This window comes from Chryseobacterium sp. FR054 (genome assembly GCF_056844565.1).
This window is the reverse complement of record NZ_JBXDSA010000002.1, coordinates 409,986-428,130: the sequence shown is the minus strand read 5'-3', so window position 1 is coordinate 428,130 and position 18,145 is coordinate 409,986. Positions and strand designations below refer to the sequence as shown.

Here is an 18,145-nt window from a genome sequence, read left to right as displayed (position 1 = left end):
AGAAAATAAGGCTTTGACTGATCGGAGTTACACAGCAAAGCAACCTATTACCTATTACCTATTACCTATTACCTATTACCTATTACCTATTACCTATTACCTATTACCTATTACCTATTACCTATTTTCAGAAACGTCAGTTACGTCATCATACAGTCACCGTCGCCGTCCTGGTAATGCGGGTCAAATCCTTCGGGAAGAATCTGTAAGAGTTGTTTATGGAAAAGATATTCGCGTTTGAAATCCCGTTCGTAGATCTTTGGAAATGTTCCTGAAGTTTTTATTGTGTTGTTGAGATCTGCCTGATAGCTGGTCAGGCCTTTGATCTTATTTTTAACAATGAAATAGCTGAGGAAATCAACAACACGGTCTGAATCATTATTTGAAAAAAGGTAAGGAATTTTCAGGTATCCATCGCGGAGCTGCAACAGGAAACAGGAAGAGAGCCTGTTGTTTTCGTCATAGATTTTTACCCAGAAATATTTAAAAACCTCAGCAAATCCTGAAAAGAGATACCGGTGATCTTTTTTCCCTTCCAGAATCCATGGATGGTCTATAAAAACATTGATTTCTTCAGCACTGCGCCGGCTTGAAAATTCAGCCATGAAATCAGCACTTTCGGTATCGATCCTGCCCAGAATTTCATACCGGAAACCGGGCTTTTTTATTTTAAAATTTCTGACGGACAGAATGGAATTGGCCATAGCATCCATCATATGAAAAAGAGGTTTCAAATTCTTTGTCTCTGGCCTTTTCTCTGGAATAATACACGCAGCATCCGTCCTGAAATAGTATCTTTTGCCTTCTTTCGGAAAAACATACCCGAAAACACCCATGATCGTATATAAAGCTTCGGCTTCAGCGGTGAATTCCGTTATGGCAATCCGGCCTTCATATTCTTCACACGCTTTTTTCAATAATTTTTTGGCCACTCTTTTTTTCCGGAATTCAGGGTGTACGTATAAGGTACTCAGCCATGCATAGGAAATTACACTTTCCCCTGTTGCAAAACTGTCCGGAAAACATCCTGCATATCCTGCCAATTGACCGTTGTAAAAGGCCAGAATAAGGAGCGTCTGCTCATCTGAAGCTTTCGGGTTTCTGATCTGGGATTCTGCACGGTGTCTGGTGACCGGAAGAAAACCGTATTGCTGAAAACCGCCGGAAGAGATCAATTCTTCAAGTTCTTTTCTGTTGAATGTTTTCAGTTCTGTCATTTTCTTACAATCATATTTTTATTGATCAGCTTTTTCATTTTGAAATAAGCTGTTTCAGCTTTGAGGATTTTTCCGGCATTTTCTCCGGTTTCCATAGGAATTCTCTGAAAGTTTCTTACTATGCTGTCCAGTTTTACTCCGGCACATCCGAAACTGCAGAACAGATCGTCATTTTTAAAAAGTTCATCAAAAAAGTCTTTATTTACGCCAAAATCTGTAAACGGAAATGCAAAGCTTTCGTATAAAAAATTATTCTCTTTAAGGTAGCTGAATGTACGGTTGGTGGTTTCCAGCTGCTCATTCAGTGAAAGCCCGTTGTACAAAGGATGATCCCAGCTGTGGGAGGAGATCCCGAAACCTTTTCTCGTCAGTGTTTTTAATTGTTCTGTGCTCAGATAAGGCTGATATTCTTTTAAATAAGCTCCGAAATCTATTTCCAGTTTTTCAGCCAGCTGATCCAGTATTTCCCTTTTTCCGTACTGTATCTGAAGTACCTGCTGCTTTACGGCTTCTTTTTCCAGTTCTTCCAGTGATAACAGCGGATATATTTCAGGATTCAGTATGGTCTTTTTTTCAGCAGCCTCAATAATTAAACCGGCTTTGCATCTGAACATCAGATCACGGTTATCGATAAAGGCCGGATTGATAAAATTGCAGGCATAAATCCCTTTCCTTTCCAGCAGGGGAACAACGGTATCATAGAAATCCCTGAAGCCGTCATCAAAGGTAAGCAGGGCAATCTTTTTCTTCGGTTTGAAATTTCCCCTGACAAAATCTTTAAATTCCGCCCAGTCTACAAACTGAAAGTGTTTTGAAAGATAATCAATATCTTCCTCAAACTGCCTGGTATTTTTATACCTGATGATATGCCTGGCATGAGGTAAATCTTCATCGGAAACGCAATGATAGACAGGCAGGCAGTAATCCAGCGGAAAAGATTTCCCGATATTTTCCGATTCAAAAGCTGCCAGTAGATTGATGATCCTGTCTTTCATCCTGTAAAAATAAAAAAGAATCTATTCAAAATTAAATTCAAACAGATTCTTAAAGGTATGTTTTAAAAATTATTTTATCACTTTCATTTCATCAATCAGCCATTTGGAATCGGCATATTTGTCGATAATGAAAAGGATATATTTGGTATCTACCATAATATTTCTGCTGAAACGCGGGTCAAAGTTGATATCACTCATTGTTCCTTCCCACTGTCTGTCGAAGTTCAGTCCTACAAGATTTCCGTAAGCATCCAGTGCCGGGCTTCCTGAGTTTCCTCCGGTGGTATGGTTGGTAGCTGTGAATCCTACCGGAACATCCCCTGTTTTATCTTTATAAATTCCGTAATCTTTTTTATTGTAAAGATCGATCAGTTTTTTAGGAACATCAAATTCGTAGTCTCCCGGAACATATTTTTCAATAACTCCGGCCAAATGGGTCTGGTATGCATAAGAAACAGCATCTCTCGGGTTAGAACCTTTTATTTTCCCATAGGTTACACGAAGGGTAGAATTGGCATCCGGGAAGAATTTTCTTTCTTTATCGGTCTGCATCTGCTGGGCCATGAACGTTTTCTGAAGAACATCTATTTTCCCCTGAAGAGTGGTATACTGAGGATCTGCAGTTTTCATATACATTTCTCTCATGGTAACGTATAACTGAAAAACAGGATCTTTTTTAAGGGTTTTGATGAGCTTGTCCGGATTAGAAAAAGCCTTGTCAATATCTGCATTCAGAGCGGCTCCGTTTACCTGAGCTCTTCCGGTAATGATAGAATTTTTCGACATTTCTTCAATCACAGGCATATTCTGATTCTCATCTTTATATTTGTTGAATCCTGCCGGTAAGAACTGTGGTGCTGTTTTATTGGCATACAGTGCCAGCAATTTTGCCGTTACTCTGGCATCAAGCTCCGCACTGTAATCCTTGTAGAAAGAAGTCAGTTTTGACTTTAATTTAGACAGTTCTTTTTCATCCATTCTTCCTGCTTCCACGGAGGCTATATAATCAAAATAATCACCGGCAAGTTTCAGGGTTTCTGCATTTCTCACCACTTCTGTGTAGTAAGCATTGTTCAGGGCGTAAGGAGCCTGATCATTGTACAGTTTATTCAGCTGGTCAAGAGTAGCTTTAATTTCATGATTCTTGGCTACGAGAGAGCCTTCATACATGACTTTTTTCTCTACCGCTCCGGATTTTTTCAGTCCTTCCACTTCTCCTATCCATTTCTTCCAGTAATTGGCTACTGATGCATATTTTGAAGAATACTTAATTCGGGTTTCGTTGTCTGTACGCATTTTTTCATCAAGCGTCTTCAGGGCTACCTCACGTACGGCAATTCTGGCAGGATCAATATCTGTCATGATCTTTTCCACTGCAACAGCCGGAAGATATTCCGTCGTTCTTCCCGGGAATCCGAAAACAAAGGTGAAATCATTTTCATTTTTATCTTTTATGGAAACCGGAAGGTAATGTTTCGGAACGTAAGGAATGTTGTCTGCCGAATATTCTGCCGGTTTGTTGTCTTTACCTGCATAAATCCTGAAGATAGAGAAATCTCCGGTATGTCTTGGCCAAACCCAGTTATCCGTATCGCTTCCGAACTTCCCTATGCTTTGAGGCGGTGCTCCTACCAAACGGATATCTTTATAGGTCTCAATAGTATAAGCATAGTATTTGTTGCCATAATACATCGGCTTTACAGAGATCGACTGATACGATTCTATTTTCTGGGAATTTTTATAGATCTCTATATTCTTAGCGATCTTTTTAGCCAGTTCAGGTTCTACAAGTTTGTCTGTACCTTCCAGAATCTGATCGGTCACTTCTTTGATATCAACAATGAAATCTACTTTTACCCCCGGATTCGGAAGCTCCCCCTGAGGATTCTTTGCCCAGAAACCATTGGATAAAAGATCATTCTGAACGGTTGAATGCGCCTGGATCTGTCCGTATCCGCAGTGGTGATTGGTTAATAATAATCCTTTAGGAGAAATGATTTCTGCGGTACATCCGCCGTTGAACTGCACTACTGCGTCTTTTATGCTGGGCTTCTGGGTATTGAAAATATCTTTGGCAGAGATCTTCATTCCCAGGTCCTTCATTTCCTTCTCATTCAGCTCGGTAGGAATCCACATTCCTCCATACTGTTGTGCAAATGCCATTGCAGCCGGCAAAATAAATACGGATAAAAGTATCTTTTTTGTCATAATCAAAATTTTGCCCCAATTTACAAAGAAAATTAAGAATATAGCCATAAAAAGGCGGTGAAAATTCGCTTTTGTGTGGTTTAAAACGGAGTAACAGAGACTGGAGACCTGGATCTGATGAATGGTGATTGGCCAGTTTTGCCGCTCAAGGGGAAGAGAGATAATAGATGGATAGATAATAGACGGGTAGATAATAGATATTCAGACTGAAAATCATTCGTTTAACAATAAGAAAATAAGTCAAAAAAACTGGCTTTTGCTGATGGGAGCTACAAAGCTGCCACGTATGACCTAAAATCCGACAGAGTTTACCTCACAGAAGGCTTTATTCCCATATAAAAACCTCTTAAATCTCTATCTTCCATTCTTCATCTTCCCGCTTTCCTGCTTTTCCTATGGCGTAATTTTTGTTGATTATGACTGAACTTAATATTAATATATTTAAATTACTTATCATGTTAAAAAGCAAAATGTTAATCCTGGGAATTGCATCCGCAGTATTTCTGGCATCATGTACAAAAGAAAAAAGCGAGGGTGAGCCTGCCAATCCTGAATCAGATTCAGCAACGGTACAGACTCAGACGCCTCCGTCAGACAGCAGTATTACCAAAGCTACTCCTTCTGCGCCGGGCGATACTTCAGAAAATGCTCTGGACTGGCCGGGAACTTATGACGCGGTAGTTCCATGTGCGGACTGTCCGGGAATAAAAACTTCCTTAACTCTCAACAACGACAAAACATTCAGCATTACTGAGGAATACATTGACAGGAAATCAAAATCTGATGATAAAGGTTCCTTTGAATGGGATGCAACGGGAAGTATCATTACTTTAAAAGGCAAAACAGCCAAATATAAATACAAAGTAGGCGAAAATATGCTTATCCAGCTGGATATGGATGGCAAAGAGATAGACGGACCGAACAAGGATCTGTACGTTTTCAAGAAAAAATAAAGGCTCAGGCCTTTATTTTTTTGCTTTTATTTTAAAACTGATAAGCGATAATTTTAGGATCACTGATAAGGCTCTGAATTATTTTATCGTGGTCTTTATTATCTCCCGTGAGCTTCCAGGTAACGGCAAGATTATCTTTGGTATACTGAAGCTTGATTAGAAGGTGTTTTAAATGATGATCTTCAAATACTTTTTCGCAATACTTTATATCTTCCTTCCCGGAAACCGCTATTCTGTATTCCCTGATTTTGTGACGGTTGTCTATGAATTCCTGAAGATAGATCAATGCGCTTAAAATAAGCAGAACCAGGGCGGTTCCTACCAGGGAAAGATAAACATAGCCGGATCCTACCGCCATTCCAATGGAAGCCGTTGCCCAGATGGTTGTTGCCGTTGTGATCCCGTCGATTTTATTGTCTCCTTTAAAGATGACCCCTGCCCCCAGAAATCCGATTCCCGTAATAATATTAGCCGCCAGACGGTCCGGATTCTCCACTCCGATTCTAACGGAAAGCATGGTAAACAGGCAGGATCCGAAACATACCAGAATAAAAGTACGCAATCCGGCCGATTTGTTCCGGTATTCTCTTTCTGCTCCGATCAGAAGCCCGAGGATAACAGAAATCAGGATCAGCAGCAGTTCATTTTGGACGGAATGGTCCTGTAAAAATTCCATGTAGATATAAAATTTAGCCAAAATAAAATTACAATAAAAAAACATACTCCCCACGCAGATTTCTGCGGTTTTTAACAATATCCGATTTAATTGAATATTTTTGTATCTGCAAAGCTCTGTAATCAGGAAACTTTCTTCCTGGGAAATATAAAAACAGAGCACCCGGATTTTACAGGCTTATCAGAGACGCCGAAATCCGGTGATCCTACAATATGGTAATAAAAAAAGAATTTATGGATACAGAAATTTCACACTTCTGGCTGGGATATTTCAGAAGCGAAGAAGAGTTTTATAGTTTTGTGGAAGAGAATGACGATTATTATATCGGTGAAGAGTCTGATGACCAATATGTTTCAAAGTTTGCCGAATCACAGCACATCAACTGGTTCGACTATGATTTTTTAGAATATGGTTTTGAAGATGAAAGGCTGGGGATCTATGAAAAGTTTTCGGAGTATTCTTATGCTGATGAATGGCTCCCGGTGATAGAGCAGAAAATCAACGAGCTTGGAATGGATACCCCTGTGAATGCCATTATTTTTGCCAGCAGATTTGTCATTCCCCAACCTGTTTCCGTGGAAACGGATGATTACTCCCTGTATTATATGGGCGAAGTTGAATTTAAGGTTTAGTTCTTATGAACAGAAAATCGATAAAGGATCATGAAAACCTGCTGTGTGTTTTCATGATCCTTCTTGATCAGGGAGCACTCCAGCCCTATGCTGTTTCTTCATGGGCAGATTCTGTACTTGCTTCTGAAGAGGAGTCTGAGTATGCCTTCATTGAAATTTCCACTACCCGAAACGGACATGATATGATGCAGATCCTGCGTAATAATTCCGGAGGTGCAGATCCTGAAATCGTTTCCAGAGCGATCCTCGGTCTCTTATATCATCAGCTCCGGACGGAAGAAATAACCCTGAAAAAGGCAACCGGCATTGCCACTCATATTTCTTTTGAAGAAAGCCTTTCTTCAGACGAGCAGTTTCTGCTTTACCGATATTATGATTACAGAGAATTCAATTCTGATGAAAATTATGAAGCCCTGAAACTTTATAAAAATAATTTTTTCCAGCTGCTTGGCATTTATCGTGAATTTTATTCAGGTAATGATGAAAAATGGCCTGAGATCAATGAAAGACTTAAACAGGATCTTGAAGAAAAACTTAAAATCATTAAACAGCAGTATCCTTACTGAGATGAGTCTTATTTTTAATTGAAATTTTAGTTATCTTAGATTCAATAAACTAACCATGAAAAAACTGTTATCTCTTTTTCTGATGCTTCAGATGATGTGGCTGTATGCTCAACAGAAATGCCCGCTGAAGTATGTATATCATGTGGATAGTCTTCAGGATAAAGGAATTGTCAGGCTGTCTGTAACCAATACCGGTTCTGAAAAAATTAAGATCAATAAAGATTTTTCCGCTTACAGAATGCAGCTGACGGACATTTACGAGAAAAGTCCCGATCCAGGTGTCGCTATAAAGCATACAGCCGATGTAGACTGCATTAACTGTATTAAAAAGACAAAGAAACTGAAACCCGGACAAACCTATACGTATTCTATTCCTATCCAAGAAACCATACAATACCGTGACCTGATATTCGGAAAGACCTACCGTTTCAAGCTGTGGTTTGACCTTATTGATATGACACCGGAAAACTGTTTCAATGGTCATTTTACCAGTGATGAAATTATATATGAAAGAATAAACAGATAAGAAATCGTTCACTCTGTAACCTGTCTTAATACCGGAACTGCCGTTATGAATAAAAGAATCGTCATCCTTAATGTTATTATCATCCTGCTGGTTGTCACCGTTTATATTTTCGGGGGTTACTTCATCAATTATCCTTCCCGGTTTAATCCTCTGCGAATGATCCGTGAAAGCGGCATCCAGTATCTGCCTGCTATTTTTGCTGCCACCGCTTTAGTTGCTTATCTGGTCAGCAGCCTGGATATTAAAAAATTAAGCTTCAAAAATAAGTTTATGAGGATATTTCCTATTCTGAATCTGCTCGTTTTTGCATTTTTTGTTTATACAGCAGTAAGCCGTTTTATGGAAAATAAAAGGGAACTTTCCAAAAGAGAAAATTTTTATATTCAGGAAGCCAAAGCGGACATTAAAAATGATAGCGTCACCAGAATGTACGGCAGTGGATTTTTCATTCCACAGTATGATCAAAAGACAATGAACAGTATAGACAGTATCCGGAAAAAATATGGTATCACAGCTAAAAATTCCGGCTGCATTTTTGATCATATGGACGTTAAAGCACAGGAAAAATACATTGAACTGACAGAAATTTATCTGGAAAGGAGGAACGGAAAAAACTGGGAAGAAAGAATGAACAGAGAGATTGAAGTTTTGAAGAAAACTAAAAATCCGGAAAGTAAATAATATTTTACCTCAAGAAACCCATATAGCAATACTATTCTAATATGAACGAAGATCTTCAAAACGAAATGTATTTACACTCGGCAGGAGCCACGGTAAGACATTCATCCATATTTACTCATCTGGTAAGTTATAAAAATGATTTCCAGCTCAGCGAGGAATTCATTGATAAATGGGTAGTTCCTTTTTATATGAATATAAGAGATACTTCCGGTTCCTGGACCGAAGAAATAAAACACCTTAAGAACGAGATTACTGAAGAAGTAATCCTGGCTCTTTTGGGCGACTTCAACTGGAGGACCAGAACAGTGGGAGCCTACCTTTCTGCTGTAAAAAATCACGAACATCATATTGATATTATCGGCACTCATTTTCTTAAAAGTGAAGTATGCTATGCAGGTGATCTTTATGCTCTTATTCTGGCTTTTTATAATAATGAGAAGACGATGGAATATCTTGATCAGTATCTTAATTATTATCTGCAAAAACCTCATCTTTATTTTGACCAGGAAAGTGTTTTACAAACCGTTGTTTATCTTGACAGAATCAATAAAACCAATCATTTTGCAAAATATACAGATGACTGGAAAAAAATGCAGGAATACAGAAACGGAGGATTTCCTGTACACAAATCTTACAACGTCTATAATATAAGTACAGAACAGCTATCTTCTCAGATAAGTCTTCTGTATGAACTTAGAAAATGCTGTTTATAATACAAAATACAATGGCTATTGCAAAAAAAGGACTCCGAAAAATCGTTGTAGACGATGAAATCTTCTACTGGAAAATAAGAAAAGCCGTTTCACACAGAGAGGGTCATGATTCGGATTATGGAATACCCGTGCGGCACGAAAGCGAAGGACAGCTTCTTCTGATCTATACCGGATTCTGCAGATCCGGATATTATGGCAGAATGCCTATGAAAATCACACCGTACCTGATCCGTTCCAAAATAAAGGAAGCCATGAAACAGGGCTGGAAGTATAACGAACCGGGAAAAGCTGTGGAACTTATCAACGGAAAGCTATTCTTCTAACGGTTATTAATTATTATTGATGAATATTTATTCTGCTATACAGATCGGAGAGTATCATACCAACCAATGTGAAGACCATCTGATGATCCGAAAAATAGGTTCGGACAAAATCATCTGTGCCGTTATGGATGGATGTTCTACCGCTTTGGACAGTCATTTCGCCTCTGTTCTGATTGGGAAAATATTACGGAAAGCCGTTATTGAAAAAGGATATAAAGATTTATATGAAACACCTCCTGAAAGTATAGACGAGGAGCTTAAAGACATTATGCGAAGTGTCTTCAGAGAAGTGTCTCTTGTAAAAAAGCAGCTGATGCTTGACGAAAAAGAGCTGCTGGCTACTCTGATCATCCTGTTCTACAATATAAAAGAAGATAAAGGAATCATTCTAAGCATCGGAGACGGAGTAATCTGCATCAATGGAAAAATAACGGAATACGACAGAGACAATAAGCCTGATTATTTAGCGTATCATCTTCATGAGGATTTTGATGACTGGTATTCCCGGCAGCAGAAGCTGTTTTTCGAAAACCTGAAGGATGTTTCTATTGCTACGGACGGAATCCTCACTTTTACCCAGGTAAAGAAAGCAAATACTGAGAATAAAATCGATTTTATCCAATATCTGATGACTGATTTTACCTATCATGAGACTGAAGAGATGCTCAACAGAAAGCTTAAACATCTGGAACAGCATTATGGTGTAAAACCTACGGATGACCTCGCGATGATCAGAATCATTCTATAAGATATTTTATAAAGAAATAAATACTAGATTTGTACACCCACAAAATAAATAGTCTTGAAAAAAATCTTTCCTATACTGGTTTTATGCCTTCTGTTCTTCTACTCATGCCAAAAAAAGGAAAAAACCGCTGCTCTGCCCTCAAAACAGGATTCTGTAAAAACCGTTAAGAATGATAAGGTAACAGATGCCGGGCTTCCAGCTGAATCTTTTAAAACAGCCGCTAAAGCTGAAGATCTGGTTCCGGGGGGCTATGAAATACAATATGATGCGGAAGGCGATCTCAATCAGGACGGTCTTCCGGATATGGCGCTGGTGGTAAGAAAGAAAAATGATTCACTGAGCGAAAGAAAGATGATGATCCTGCTTAGAAACCCGGATCAGTCTTACAGAGTGGACAAAATATCAGATAAGGTCTTTCCTGCTGAATACAATGAATATGGGTATAAAATGCACGACCCGGAAGATATCAGCATTACGAAAGGAGAGCTGCATATCAATTTATATGACATAGGACCCAACGGAAATATGTTCAGCAAATTCAAATACCTGAACGGATCCCTGATCCTTACTTATGTGGAAACATACAATATGGGAGCCGGATCTCATTCTGCGTTATACTATGAACCGATGAAAGGAAAACTGATCCACGAGACCGTGAACACTATGGAAGAGGATATGCCTTCTGAATCGAAAACCATTCTTTTGAAAAAAGAGCAGTACCTGTTTGAAAAAACATCGCCGGAAGAAGTGGTGATAAAAGTTTATAATATGATTAATCACGAATAGCCGGTATTTTATAAAAATCAACTTTATTTATTTTCCTGAATGAAAATGACAGCAAAAGGGGATTTTATCACTATTTCAGGCCTTTAATATCCTGCGAAAAAATTATAATGAGTTTGCCTGTATGAAATCTATGGTGATAAAAAAACTTCCGCCGGTGTGCGGAAGTTTTTATGTATACTGAAGAAATAATCGATTAATGTGCTTCCAGCCAGTTGTTCCCTACTCCCACTTCTACCAGTAACGGTACCTGTGTTTCAAGGGCACTTTCCATTTCTTTTTTGATGAGTGCTGAAGCGGCTTCAATTTCCTCAGCAGGAGATTCGAACACCAGTTCGTCGTGAACCTGCAGAAGCATTTTGGTTTTCAGATTCTGTGCGTCCAGTTCTTTATCGATTTTAATCATCGCAAGTTTTACAACATCTGCGGCACTTCCCTGAACCGGCGCATTCACAGCGTTTCTTTCGGCATGACCTCTTACCACAAAATTGTTGGAATTGATGTCTTTTAAATGCCTTTTTCTTCCCAGGATAGTTTCCACATACCCCAGTTGGCGTGCTTTATTCACCTGTTCCGCCATATATTCCTTCAGTTTCGGATAGGTTTCAAAATAGGCTTCGATCATCTGTTTGGCTTCGGTTCTGGATAATCCGGTCTGTTCTGCCAGAGCAAATGCTCCCTGTCCGTAAATAATTCCAAAGTTCACTGTTTTTGCCTGGCTTCTCTGGGTTTTTGAAACTTCTTCCAACGGAATTTTAAAAAGTTTGGCTGCAGTGGAAGCATGGATATCTTCTCCGTTCTGGAAAGCTTTGATCATATTTTCTTCTCCTGAAATTTCAGCGATCAGACGAAGTTCGATCTGCGAGTAGTCGGCAGAGATGATCTTCTTTCCTTCTCCGGAAACGAAGGCTCCTCTGATCTGCTGCCCACGGAGTGTTCTGATCGGAATATTCTGAAGGTTCGGGTTTACACTTGCCAGACGGCCGGTTGCAGCAGTGGTCTGGGAAAAGTTGGTATGTACTCTCTGGTCTTCTTTATCAATCTGCGAAGGCAGTGCATCTACATAGGTAGATTTCAGTTTCTGGTAAGTTCTGTATTCCAGGATATGCTTGATAATTTCATGTTTCGAGGAAAGTTTCTGAAGAACGTCCTCGGAGGTAGCGTATTGTCCTGTTTTTGTTTTTTTAGCTTTAGGATCGAGTTGTAGCTTTTCAAAGAGAATCTCTCCCAGCTGTTTGGGTGAGTTCATATTGAATTCTTCCCCTGACAGTTCAAAAATTTTGGTTTCCAGCTGTTTCAGATCATTTTCAAGATCTACGCTTTCCTGAGCCAGCCATTTTTCATCGAGAGATATTCCGGCAAGTTCCATTTTGGCCAGAACTTCCATCAGCGGCATTTCTATTTTGAAGAAAAGTTCTTCCAGGTTTTCTTTTTTCAGCTGCGGGGCAAAAAGCTCGTATAGCTGGAATGTCACATCGGCATCTTCTGCTGCATAGTCGGTTTGGGTTCTCAGGTCCGCATCTCTGAAGTTCCCCTGTTTTTTTCCTTTTTTACCGATGATGGTCTCAATGGAAACAGGTTTATAGTTCAGGTATACTTCAGAAAGATAATCCATTCCGTGTCTTCCGTCCGGATTCAGCAGGTAATGGGCAATCATGGTATCAAACATGGCCCCTTTTACCGTAATCCCGTATTGTTTTAAAATTTTATAATCGAATTTAAGATTGTGGGCGATCTTCAGAAGGTCTTCTTTTTCAAAAAACGGTCTGAAAATTTCCAGAGTCTGTAATACTTCTCCCTTATCTTCGGATAGAGGGATATAATAAGCAAGTCCTTTTTTATAGGAGAAACTCATTCCTACAAGTTCGGCTTCCAGTTCATTCAGGGAAGTGGTTTCGGTATCGAAACAGACCGCCCTCTGTTTCAACAAATTACTAACCAGTACTTTTTGGGCTTTCGGATTGTTGACAAACTGATACAGATGATCGTTGTGTTCAATAGTAGATTTGGTAGAGGTAGCCTGATCCAGTTCTTCAAAATTGGCAAAAAGGTCAAGCTGCATCACCTGCCCCTTTACTTCTGTACCTGAAGCGGTCTGTTTTACCTCAACTTCGCTTACGACTACTGTTTCAGCTGCTGCCGGAGCAAATGCCCTGTACAGATTTTCGTACAGTCTTCTGAATTCTATCTCATCAAAAACTTCTTTTACTTTTTCAAAGTCCGGAGTTTCAAGATCGTACTGTTCCTGGTGGAATTCTACGGGAGCGTCACAGATGATGGTTGCCAGCTTTTTGGATAAGATTCCGCGTTCTGCCGAAGCTTCCACTTTCTCTTTCAGTTTTCCTTTCAGCTGATCCGTATTGGCCAGCAGGTTCTCAATGCTTCCGTATTCTTTAAGGAATTTCATGGCAGTTTTCTCACCAACACCGTCCAGTCCCGGAATATTGTCTACTGCATCTCCCATCATTGCCAGATAATCGATTACCTGTTTAGGGTCTTCAATTTCATATTTTGCTTTAACCTCCTCAACGCCCAGAATTTCGATATCACCTCCTTTTAATCCCGGTTTATAGATCTTGATTTTGTCGGTCACCAGTTGTGCAAAATCTTTATCCGGTGTTACCATAAATGTGGTATAGCCTTCTTTTTCTGCTTTGCAGGCAATTGTTCCGATTACGTCGTCTGCTTCATAACCTTCTACTCCCAAAATCGGAATATGCATTGCTTCCAGAATTCTGTGGATGTATGGAACGGCAATTTTAATGGCTTCAGGAGTTTCACTTCTGTTGGCCTTATAGTCTGAAAAGTCTTCTGTTCTTACACTGGCCTGGCCTACGTCGAAAACAACGGCAAGGTGGGTAGGTTTTTCTCTTCTGATCAGTTCGATCAGAGAGTTGGTAAAACCGAAAACAGCGGAAGTGTCCAGCCCTTTGCTGGTGAGTCTAGGATTCCTGATCAGTGCGTAATATCCTCTGAAGATCATCGCATAAGCATCGATGAGAAAGAGTCTTTTATCTTGTGTTGCGTCCATATTGTCTATAATGAACAAATATAAGAAAAAGGGGTATAAGTTGGTAGGCCAGATGACGGTTTTAGGGAACAGACAGCAGATCAGGTAAAGCCTGTTTCTGATTCATTTTTTATATTTTACTCTTAACCGGAATGCCTATTATCTATCTGTCTGTTATCTATGTTCTTGCTTTATGAACCTTACACTCTCAGATTCACTCATTCACCTGCCCCGCAAAATTGATTATTCACCATTCCTCTCCCATCTATCCGTCCATCATCTCTGTTCTCCCGCATTAAAGCATATTCCCATTCACTTCCAGCGAGAACAACTCAAAAGTCTCAATTTCCGGTAAGGGAGAAATCTTTTTTACGCCATCTTTTTTATACGATTCCGGAAGCTGTGGATCTGATTCTGAATTTTCAAATACGGCCATATATTTTCCGGTGCTGAGGTTATAATCTATGCTTGAATAATGGGAAGCATCTCCTGAACGGGATTCCGCCCCAATCAGATAAAAGCCGTTGTTCTGGTATCTGTATTTGTGTACTGCACCTCCTCTCAGGAAGTCGTGATCAATGATGAGCAGTCCTTTTTTAATTTCAATTCCGGAAAAAAATACGTTATTCATATTTTCTCCGGCTACGGCACCACTGCTTTCGGCAGCCATCATATATTTGCCGTCAGGCTGTTTCAGAAGGATTCTCAGGATTCTTTTTTCATTGCGTTCATGTTTAAGAAGCTTTTCCTGTTCATAAACGAATACTATATCTTCCAGCCCGTCCTTATTAAGGTCTCCGGTGGTAAGTGTATCCAGCTTTTGTTTTAAGGGTAAAAAGTCCTGCCATTTCGCGGATCTCAGTTTCCTGTAATCTGTTGTTTCGGGCATCTGTTCATTTTTCAGCTTCCGGGCCGAAAGATAATCTCTGTATAGCTTTTCTGCTGCCGGTTTATACTGCCGCAGGAGTGCCAGATTTTGTTTGAAAACATCAGATGTAAGACTGTTTCTGATATTTTCCTCACCGGATTTATAATATTCAAAATGACGGGTAATGGTTCTTCCGGAACCGTCTTCAAATATTTCTTTACGGCTTATCCAGTTCTTCCCGTTATCATACTGATATTCTCTGCGGATCACAAACGGCTTCTCATTTTCTGCCTCCTGTATTTCCTGTATACAGTCTCCGTTTTCGTTATACTGATAGGTTTTCCTCTGCATGAAAACATTGGGCATTTTGCTGAAATAGCCATAATGATCTGAAATCAGCAGACCTTTGTTATTGTAGGTATAACGGTGTCCGAAGTCGGAAAGTTCGGATCCGCTGTATACATAACGTTCTTCTGTTAATTTACCGTTCTCATATCGGTACCATGTTCCTCTTCCGGCATCATAAACATCGTTTCCGTGATAATAAAAACTTACTTTGTTTTCCGGATTTCCTTTCTGTACAAATTCAAAGCTGAGATCATGATTATCATCATTACCGGAAAATGTTATCTTTCGCACATCTGTTCCCTTAGACAGTTTCCTGTCCCATTCAAAAGGCACAAACCCATCAGGAATGCTGAATTTCTCAAGATCTATGGTTTCCCGGGTCTCGCGATGGTATATTTCACCATCTGCAAACCATCTGATCTCATTTGTTTTGTTTCCGTAGTCATAAATATAATAGTAGGACCATTTTCCGTTTTCGATATCACCACTGAGATTTTTTCTTCCGTGAGCGTCTGTATCCTCAAGGCTTATTTTTAATTCCTTATTATTTTCTTTACTGTAAAGTCTTGTGAGAACAGGATTTTCTGTGTCCTGATCTGCATAGTAATATTCACTTCCTGTACTGTAAGGAGATATTTCCCTGACTTTCCGTCCTTTTTTATCATATTCAAAATAGGATTTCAGTTCTTTTTTTTCTTCGGAATAATCCTGTGCAGATAATGACATGGTCTTTACCGGACCACGGAAGATATACTCCGGATCGGGTGTGGCTCTCTGGCCGGAAAGGTTTACGGACAGTAAAGAGAAGCAGGTGAAAGCAGTAATTAAGGTATGAGTTTTCAAAGTTATTTCTGATTATAGACAGGCAAAGCTACAAAGATTTACCCGGGATATAAAAAAGCAGAATAGTACATTCACTATCCTGCTTCGGTGTTATTTTTAATAAAAGACTGTGGACTTAGTTTCCTGAAGACGGCCATAATCCTTCATACTTGGCACCTCCAAAGCCGATGGTTTCTGCGCTCACTACAAAGCTGATCAGCATACTGTTGCTGTCAACAGCATCAAAGTCTACTTCGTGCTGAATTACATATCCGTTTTCCCAGTTCAGGGTAATCAGAGTTCCTTCTTCGTGAGATTTATTGAAAGTAACTTCTCCTGATGTAGGCTTATATTTTCCGTTTAACAGGCTCTCTAAGATGTCTGATTTTTCAGTCGCTTCAACTGTAATTTTGATAAGTGCATTGGATGGGTCTGATGCTACACGTCCTGAAACATCGGTAGATCTTGATACGCTGTAATTCAGCTTTAAAAGTTTCTGACCTTCTCCTCCATTAAATTTTAAGATTCCTCTTGAATTTGCTGCCATGATTGGTGAATTTTAAGTGTTTATGTTTTGTGAATAGTGATTGATTACAGAACAAAGATAGGCCCCATCTCTTCATGGAAAAAGTTTTTGGGTACAAATCTGAAAAATTGTAGTAATACTACGATTTGATGTCGTAATTCTACGACTTTTGATATAATATGATGGGTAAACAGCTTTAGGGAAAGGGTTTTCAATATTCTTTTTCAGGATTGATGTATTCAAATAAGTATTGGGATCTTCCCCATTTTGAATAATGATCTACTTTTTTAAATACAATATAAACTGAAACAACATTATTTCAATTTTGTTTCAAGCTCTTTCAGATTATTTGAACTTGTTACATTTCCTAATGCTGCGGCCTTTTTCCAATACTTTTTTGCATTTTCTATATCGTTCAGCTTAAAATAAGCAACTCCTAAATCATTTAATACAAATTTAGAGTCGTTATCATTACGGTCCATCTTACTTATATATTTTTCCAACTTAGGAATTGCTTTTTGAGGATCACCAGATTCAAGATAAATTGTTCCGGAATATTTTAAGGCTTCAGTATTCTCTAATTTTTCAGCCATTTCAAAATAAAATAAAGCTTCTTTATATCTATTTTCATTAAAATATTCTACTCCCTGGTCCAGGTATTTTTCATCTTCTTTTTTAAATAAAAATTTGTAGGACATAAAACCCAATAACAGCATCACTCCTAAAACTGCAATTAATTTTCTCATTATATTAACATTTCTAAAAAGATAGAACTCACATTGATTTTCAAGATTGATCATACTTCACCCCTTCGAATTAACAATATCATTATAATACATTTACATAACTGTTGCGGTGATCTTTATTTGCTTTAGACATGTTCTAAAGAATCCAAAATCTGAAGATTTCTTTTACTATTGGGGTTTCCTAACTTCTCAGCTTCTTGAAAAAAGCTTTGCCTTACCAAGGTACTCATTATCACTATCCGGCCTGCTCACATCTTTAAGCTTTCATTTATAAAAGTTTCGTTTTTAAAACAACACGTCAGTAGTGACCAGCTCTTTATATTCTTTTTATATTTTATTAATTTAAAAAGAGAGTTTCTCGCTTCAAAATTATTATGTTTTTCATTCCGAATCTTTAAGTTAAAACCTTCAATTTCACTTTAAATTATATTTAATTAATAATTTTTCAGCATCGGGATTCCCCAATTTTGCTGATTCCTGCAAATAAATTTTAGCCTTATTATCTTCTTTAAGATTTATATAAGCATTCCCCAAATTAAACAGAACATTTTGTTTTACTGGTATATTGGAATTATCTTTTAAATCTTTCAAAGCCAACAGCAAATATTTCTCGGCTTCTTTGGGTTTATTAAGAATCAATTTAATGTGTCCTAAATATGGATAAGCATCTTTATTTCCTCTATCGGCTTCAGTCTGTAATGTCTGTTCAGCTGCTTCAAATTGTTTATTATCATAATAGGTTACTCCGTCTTTAAATATGGCATCATTTACTTTAAAAGTATCTTTCCCAACAACATACAATAA

Annotated in this window: 18 protein-coding genes; 9 read left to right on the top strand and 9 right to left on the bottom strand. The window is 38.7% G+C overall.

Annotation, left to right across the window (positions count from 1 at the left end):
- Nucleotides 1-140 precede the first annotated feature (140 nt).
- The 3 genes from AC106S_RS09345 to AC106S_RS09335 all read right to left on the bottom strand — a co-directional run bounded on the left by AC106S_RS09345 (nucleotide 141) and on the right by AC106S_RS09335 (nucleotide 4,420).
- Complete coding sequence (locus tag AC106S_RS09345; protein WP_482438805.1) at nucleotides 141-1,217, bottom strand: GNAT family N-acetyltransferase; 1,077 nt, start codon at nucleotides 1,215-1,217, stop codon at nucleotides 141-143.
- A complete protein-coding gene (locus AC106S_RS09340; protein ID WP_482438804.1) occupies nucleotides 1,214-2,212 on the bottom strand; it encodes a polysaccharide deacetylase family protein in 999 nt (332 codons plus the stop codon). Before AC106S_RS09340 ends, AC106S_RS09345 begins: the two co-directional genes overlap by 4 nt.
- Before the next feature lie 69 nt (nucleotides 2,213-2,281).
- Nucleotides 2,282-4,420: a S46 family peptidase gene (locus AC106S_RS09335; RefSeq protein ID WP_482438803.1), complete on the bottom strand. Its 2,139-nt coding sequence runs from the start codon at nucleotides 4,418-4,420 to the stop codon at nucleotides 2,282-2,284.
- Nucleotides 4,421-4,875: 455 nt separating this feature from the next.
- Between AC106S_RS09335 and AC106S_RS09330 the strand changes: the two genes are divergently transcribed.
- Complete coding sequence (locus tag AC106S_RS09330; protein WP_482438802.1) at nucleotides 4,876-5,373, top strand: copper resistance protein NlpE; 498 nt, start codon at nucleotides 4,876-4,878, stop codon at nucleotides 5,371-5,373.
- Between the two features lie 31 nt (nucleotides 5,374-5,404).
- Here AC106S_RS09330 and AC106S_RS09325 read toward each other — a convergent pair whose 3' ends face one another.
- Nucleotides 5,405-6,049 carry an MgtC/SapB family protein gene (locus AC106S_RS09325; RefSeq protein ID WP_482438801.1) on the bottom strand — a complete coding sequence of 215 codons (645 nt, stop codon included), beginning with the start codon at nucleotides 6,047-6,049 and terminating at the stop codon, nucleotides 5,405-5,407.
- A 233-nt stretch (nucleotides 6,050-6,282) separates the two neighbouring features.
- On the opposite strand from AC106S_RS09325, the gene AC106S_RS09320 reads away from it, so the two are divergent.
- From AC106S_RS09320 to AC106S_RS09285, 8 genes are read left to right on the top strand one after another with little or no spacing between them, the layout of a single operon-like run.
- Nucleotides 6,283-6,681 (top strand): immunity 22 family protein, encoded by a 399-nt coding sequence (locus tag AC106S_RS09320; RefSeq protein WP_482438800.1) that lies wholly within the window; start codon nucleotides 6,283-6,285, stop codon nucleotides 6,679-6,681.
- A gap of 5 nt (nucleotides 6,682-6,686) precedes the next feature.
- The gene (locus AC106S_RS09315) at nucleotides 6,687-7,247 is read left to right on the top strand and encodes a hypothetical protein (protein ID WP_482438799.1); all 561 of its coding nucleotides are present in this window, start codon (nucleotides 6,687-6,689) and stop codon (nucleotides 7,245-7,247) included.
- 55 nt (nucleotides 7,248-7,302) lie between these two features.
- Nucleotides 7,303-7,773, top strand: a complete 471-nt coding sequence (locus AC106S_RS09310) for a hypothetical protein (RefSeq protein WP_482438798.1) — start codon at nucleotides 7,303-7,305, stop codon at nucleotides 7,771-7,773.
- A gap of 45 nt (nucleotides 7,774-7,818) precedes the next feature.
- Complete coding sequence (locus AC106S_RS09305) at nucleotides 7,819-8,454, top strand: FEKKY domain-containing protein (protein ID WP_482438797.1); 636 nt, start codon at nucleotides 7,819-7,821, stop codon at nucleotides 8,452-8,454.
- Between the two features lie 41 nt (nucleotides 8,455-8,495).
- A complete protein-coding gene (locus tag AC106S_RS09300; protein WP_482438796.1) occupies nucleotides 8,496-9,167 on the top strand; it encodes a DUF6000 family protein in 672 nt (223 codons plus the stop codon).
- Nucleotides 9,168-9,178: 11 nt separating this feature from the next.
- On the top strand, nucleotides 9,179-9,490 hold the full coding sequence (locus AC106S_RS09295) for a hypothetical protein (protein WP_482438795.1): 312 nt from the start codon (nucleotides 9,179-9,181) through the stop codon (nucleotides 9,488-9,490).
- A 19-nt stretch (nucleotides 9,491-9,509) separates the two neighbouring features.
- Nucleotides 9,510-10,238 carry a protein phosphatase 2C domain-containing protein gene (locus AC106S_RS09290; protein ID WP_482438794.1) on the top strand — a complete coding sequence of 243 codons (729 nt, stop codon included), beginning with the start codon at nucleotides 9,510-9,512 and terminating at the stop codon, nucleotides 10,236-10,238.
- Nucleotides 10,239-10,292: 54 nt separating this feature from the next.
- Nucleotides 10,293-11,024 carry a hypothetical protein gene (locus AC106S_RS09285; RefSeq protein ID WP_482438793.1) on the top strand — a complete coding sequence of 244 codons (732 nt, stop codon included), beginning with the start codon at nucleotides 10,293-10,295 and terminating at the stop codon, nucleotides 11,022-11,024.
- 193 nt (nucleotides 11,025-11,217) lie between these two features.
- On the opposite strand, the gene polA is transcribed toward AC106S_RS09285, so the two are convergent.
- The 5 genes from polA to AC106S_RS09260 all read right to left on the bottom strand — a co-directional run bounded on the left by polA (nucleotide 11,218) and on the right by AC106S_RS09260 (nucleotide 18,142).
- Complete coding sequence (gene polA, locus AC106S_RS09280) at nucleotides 11,218-14,052, bottom strand: DNA polymerase I (RefSeq protein ID WP_482438792.1); 2,835 nt, start codon at nucleotides 14,050-14,052, stop codon at nucleotides 11,218-11,220.
- Nucleotides 14,053-14,326: 274 nt separating this feature from the next.
- Nucleotides 14,327-16,090: a hypothetical protein gene (locus AC106S_RS09275; RefSeq protein ID WP_482438791.1), complete on the bottom strand. Its 1,764-nt coding sequence runs from the start codon at nucleotides 16,088-16,090 to the stop codon at nucleotides 14,327-14,329.
- A gap of 115 nt (nucleotides 16,091-16,205) precedes the next feature.
- Nucleotides 16,206-16,616, bottom strand: coding sequence for a type VI secretion system tube protein TssD (tssD, locus tag AC106S_RS09270; RefSeq protein WP_482438790.1), 411 nt, complete (start codon nucleotides 16,614-16,616; stop codon nucleotides 16,206-16,208).
- A 293-nt stretch (nucleotides 16,617-16,909) separates the two neighbouring features.
- Nucleotides 16,910-17,341: a tetratricopeptide repeat protein gene (locus AC106S_RS09265; protein WP_482438789.1), complete on the bottom strand. Its 432-nt coding sequence runs from the start codon at nucleotides 17,339-17,341 to the stop codon at nucleotides 16,910-16,912.
- 414 nt (nucleotides 17,342-17,755) lie between these two features.
- Complete coding sequence (locus tag AC106S_RS09260; protein WP_482438788.1) at nucleotides 17,756-18,142, bottom strand: tetratricopeptide repeat protein; 387 nt, start codon at nucleotides 18,140-18,142, stop codon at nucleotides 17,756-17,758.
- Nucleotides 18,143-18,145: the final 3 nt, after the last annotated feature.

Bases quoted from the DNA above. Each gene is read 5' to 3' on its own strand.
- polA (WP_482438792.1), bottom strand. From the start codon at position 14,052: ATGGACGCAACACAAGATAAAAGACTCTTTCTCATCGATGCTTATGCG.
- AC106S_RS09340 (WP_482438804.1), bottom strand. From the start codon at position 2,212: ATGAAAGACAGGATCATCAATCTACTGGCAGCTTTTGAATCGGAAAAT.
- AC106S_RS09320 (WP_482438800.1), top strand. From the start codon at position 6,283: ATGGATACAGAAATTTCACACTTCTGGCTGGGATATTTCAGAAGCGAA.
- AC106S_RS09315 (WP_482438799.1), top strand. From the start codon at position 6,687: ATGAACAGAAAATCGATAAAGGATCATGAAAACCTGCTGTGTGTTTTC.
- AC106S_RS09300 (WP_482438796.1), top strand. From the start codon at position 8,496: ATGAACGAAGATCTTCAAAACGAAATGTATTTACACTCGGCAGGAGCC.
- tssD (WP_482438790.1), bottom strand. From the start codon at position 16,616: ATGGCAGCAAATTCAAGAGGAATCTTAAAATTTAATGGAGGAGAAGGT.
- AC106S_RS09295 (WP_482438795.1), top strand. From the start codon at position 9,179: ATGGCTATTGCAAAAAAAGGACTCCGAAAAATCGTTGTAGACGATGAA.
- AC106S_RS09265 (WP_482438789.1), bottom strand. From the start codon at position 17,341: ATGAGAAAATTAATTGCAGTTTTAGGAGTGATGCTGTTATTGGGTTTT.
- AC106S_RS09330 (WP_482438802.1), top strand. From the start codon at position 4,876: ATGTTAAAAAGCAAAATGTTAATCCTGGGAATTGCATCCGCAGTATTT.
- AC106S_RS09325 (WP_482438801.1), bottom strand. From the start codon at position 6,049: ATGGAATTTTTACAGGACCATTCCGTCCAAAATGAACTGCTGCTGATC.
- AC106S_RS09310 (WP_482438798.1), top strand. From the start codon at position 7,303: ATGAAAAAACTGTTATCTCTTTTTCTGATGCTTCAGATGATGTGGCTG.
- AC106S_RS09345 (WP_482438805.1), bottom strand. From the start codon at position 1,217: ATGACAGAACTGAAAACATTCAACAGAAAAGAACTTGAAGAATTGATC.
- AC106S_RS09305 (WP_482438797.1), top strand. From the start codon at position 7,819: ATGAATAAAAGAATCGTCATCCTTAATGTTATTATCATCCTGCTGGTT.
- AC106S_RS09335 (WP_482438803.1), bottom strand. From the start codon at position 4,420: ATGACAAAAAAGATACTTTTATCCGTATTTATTTTGCCGGCTGCAATG.
- AC106S_RS09290 (WP_482438794.1), top strand. From the start codon at position 9,510: ATGAATATTTATTCTGCTATACAGATCGGAGAGTATCATACCAACCAA.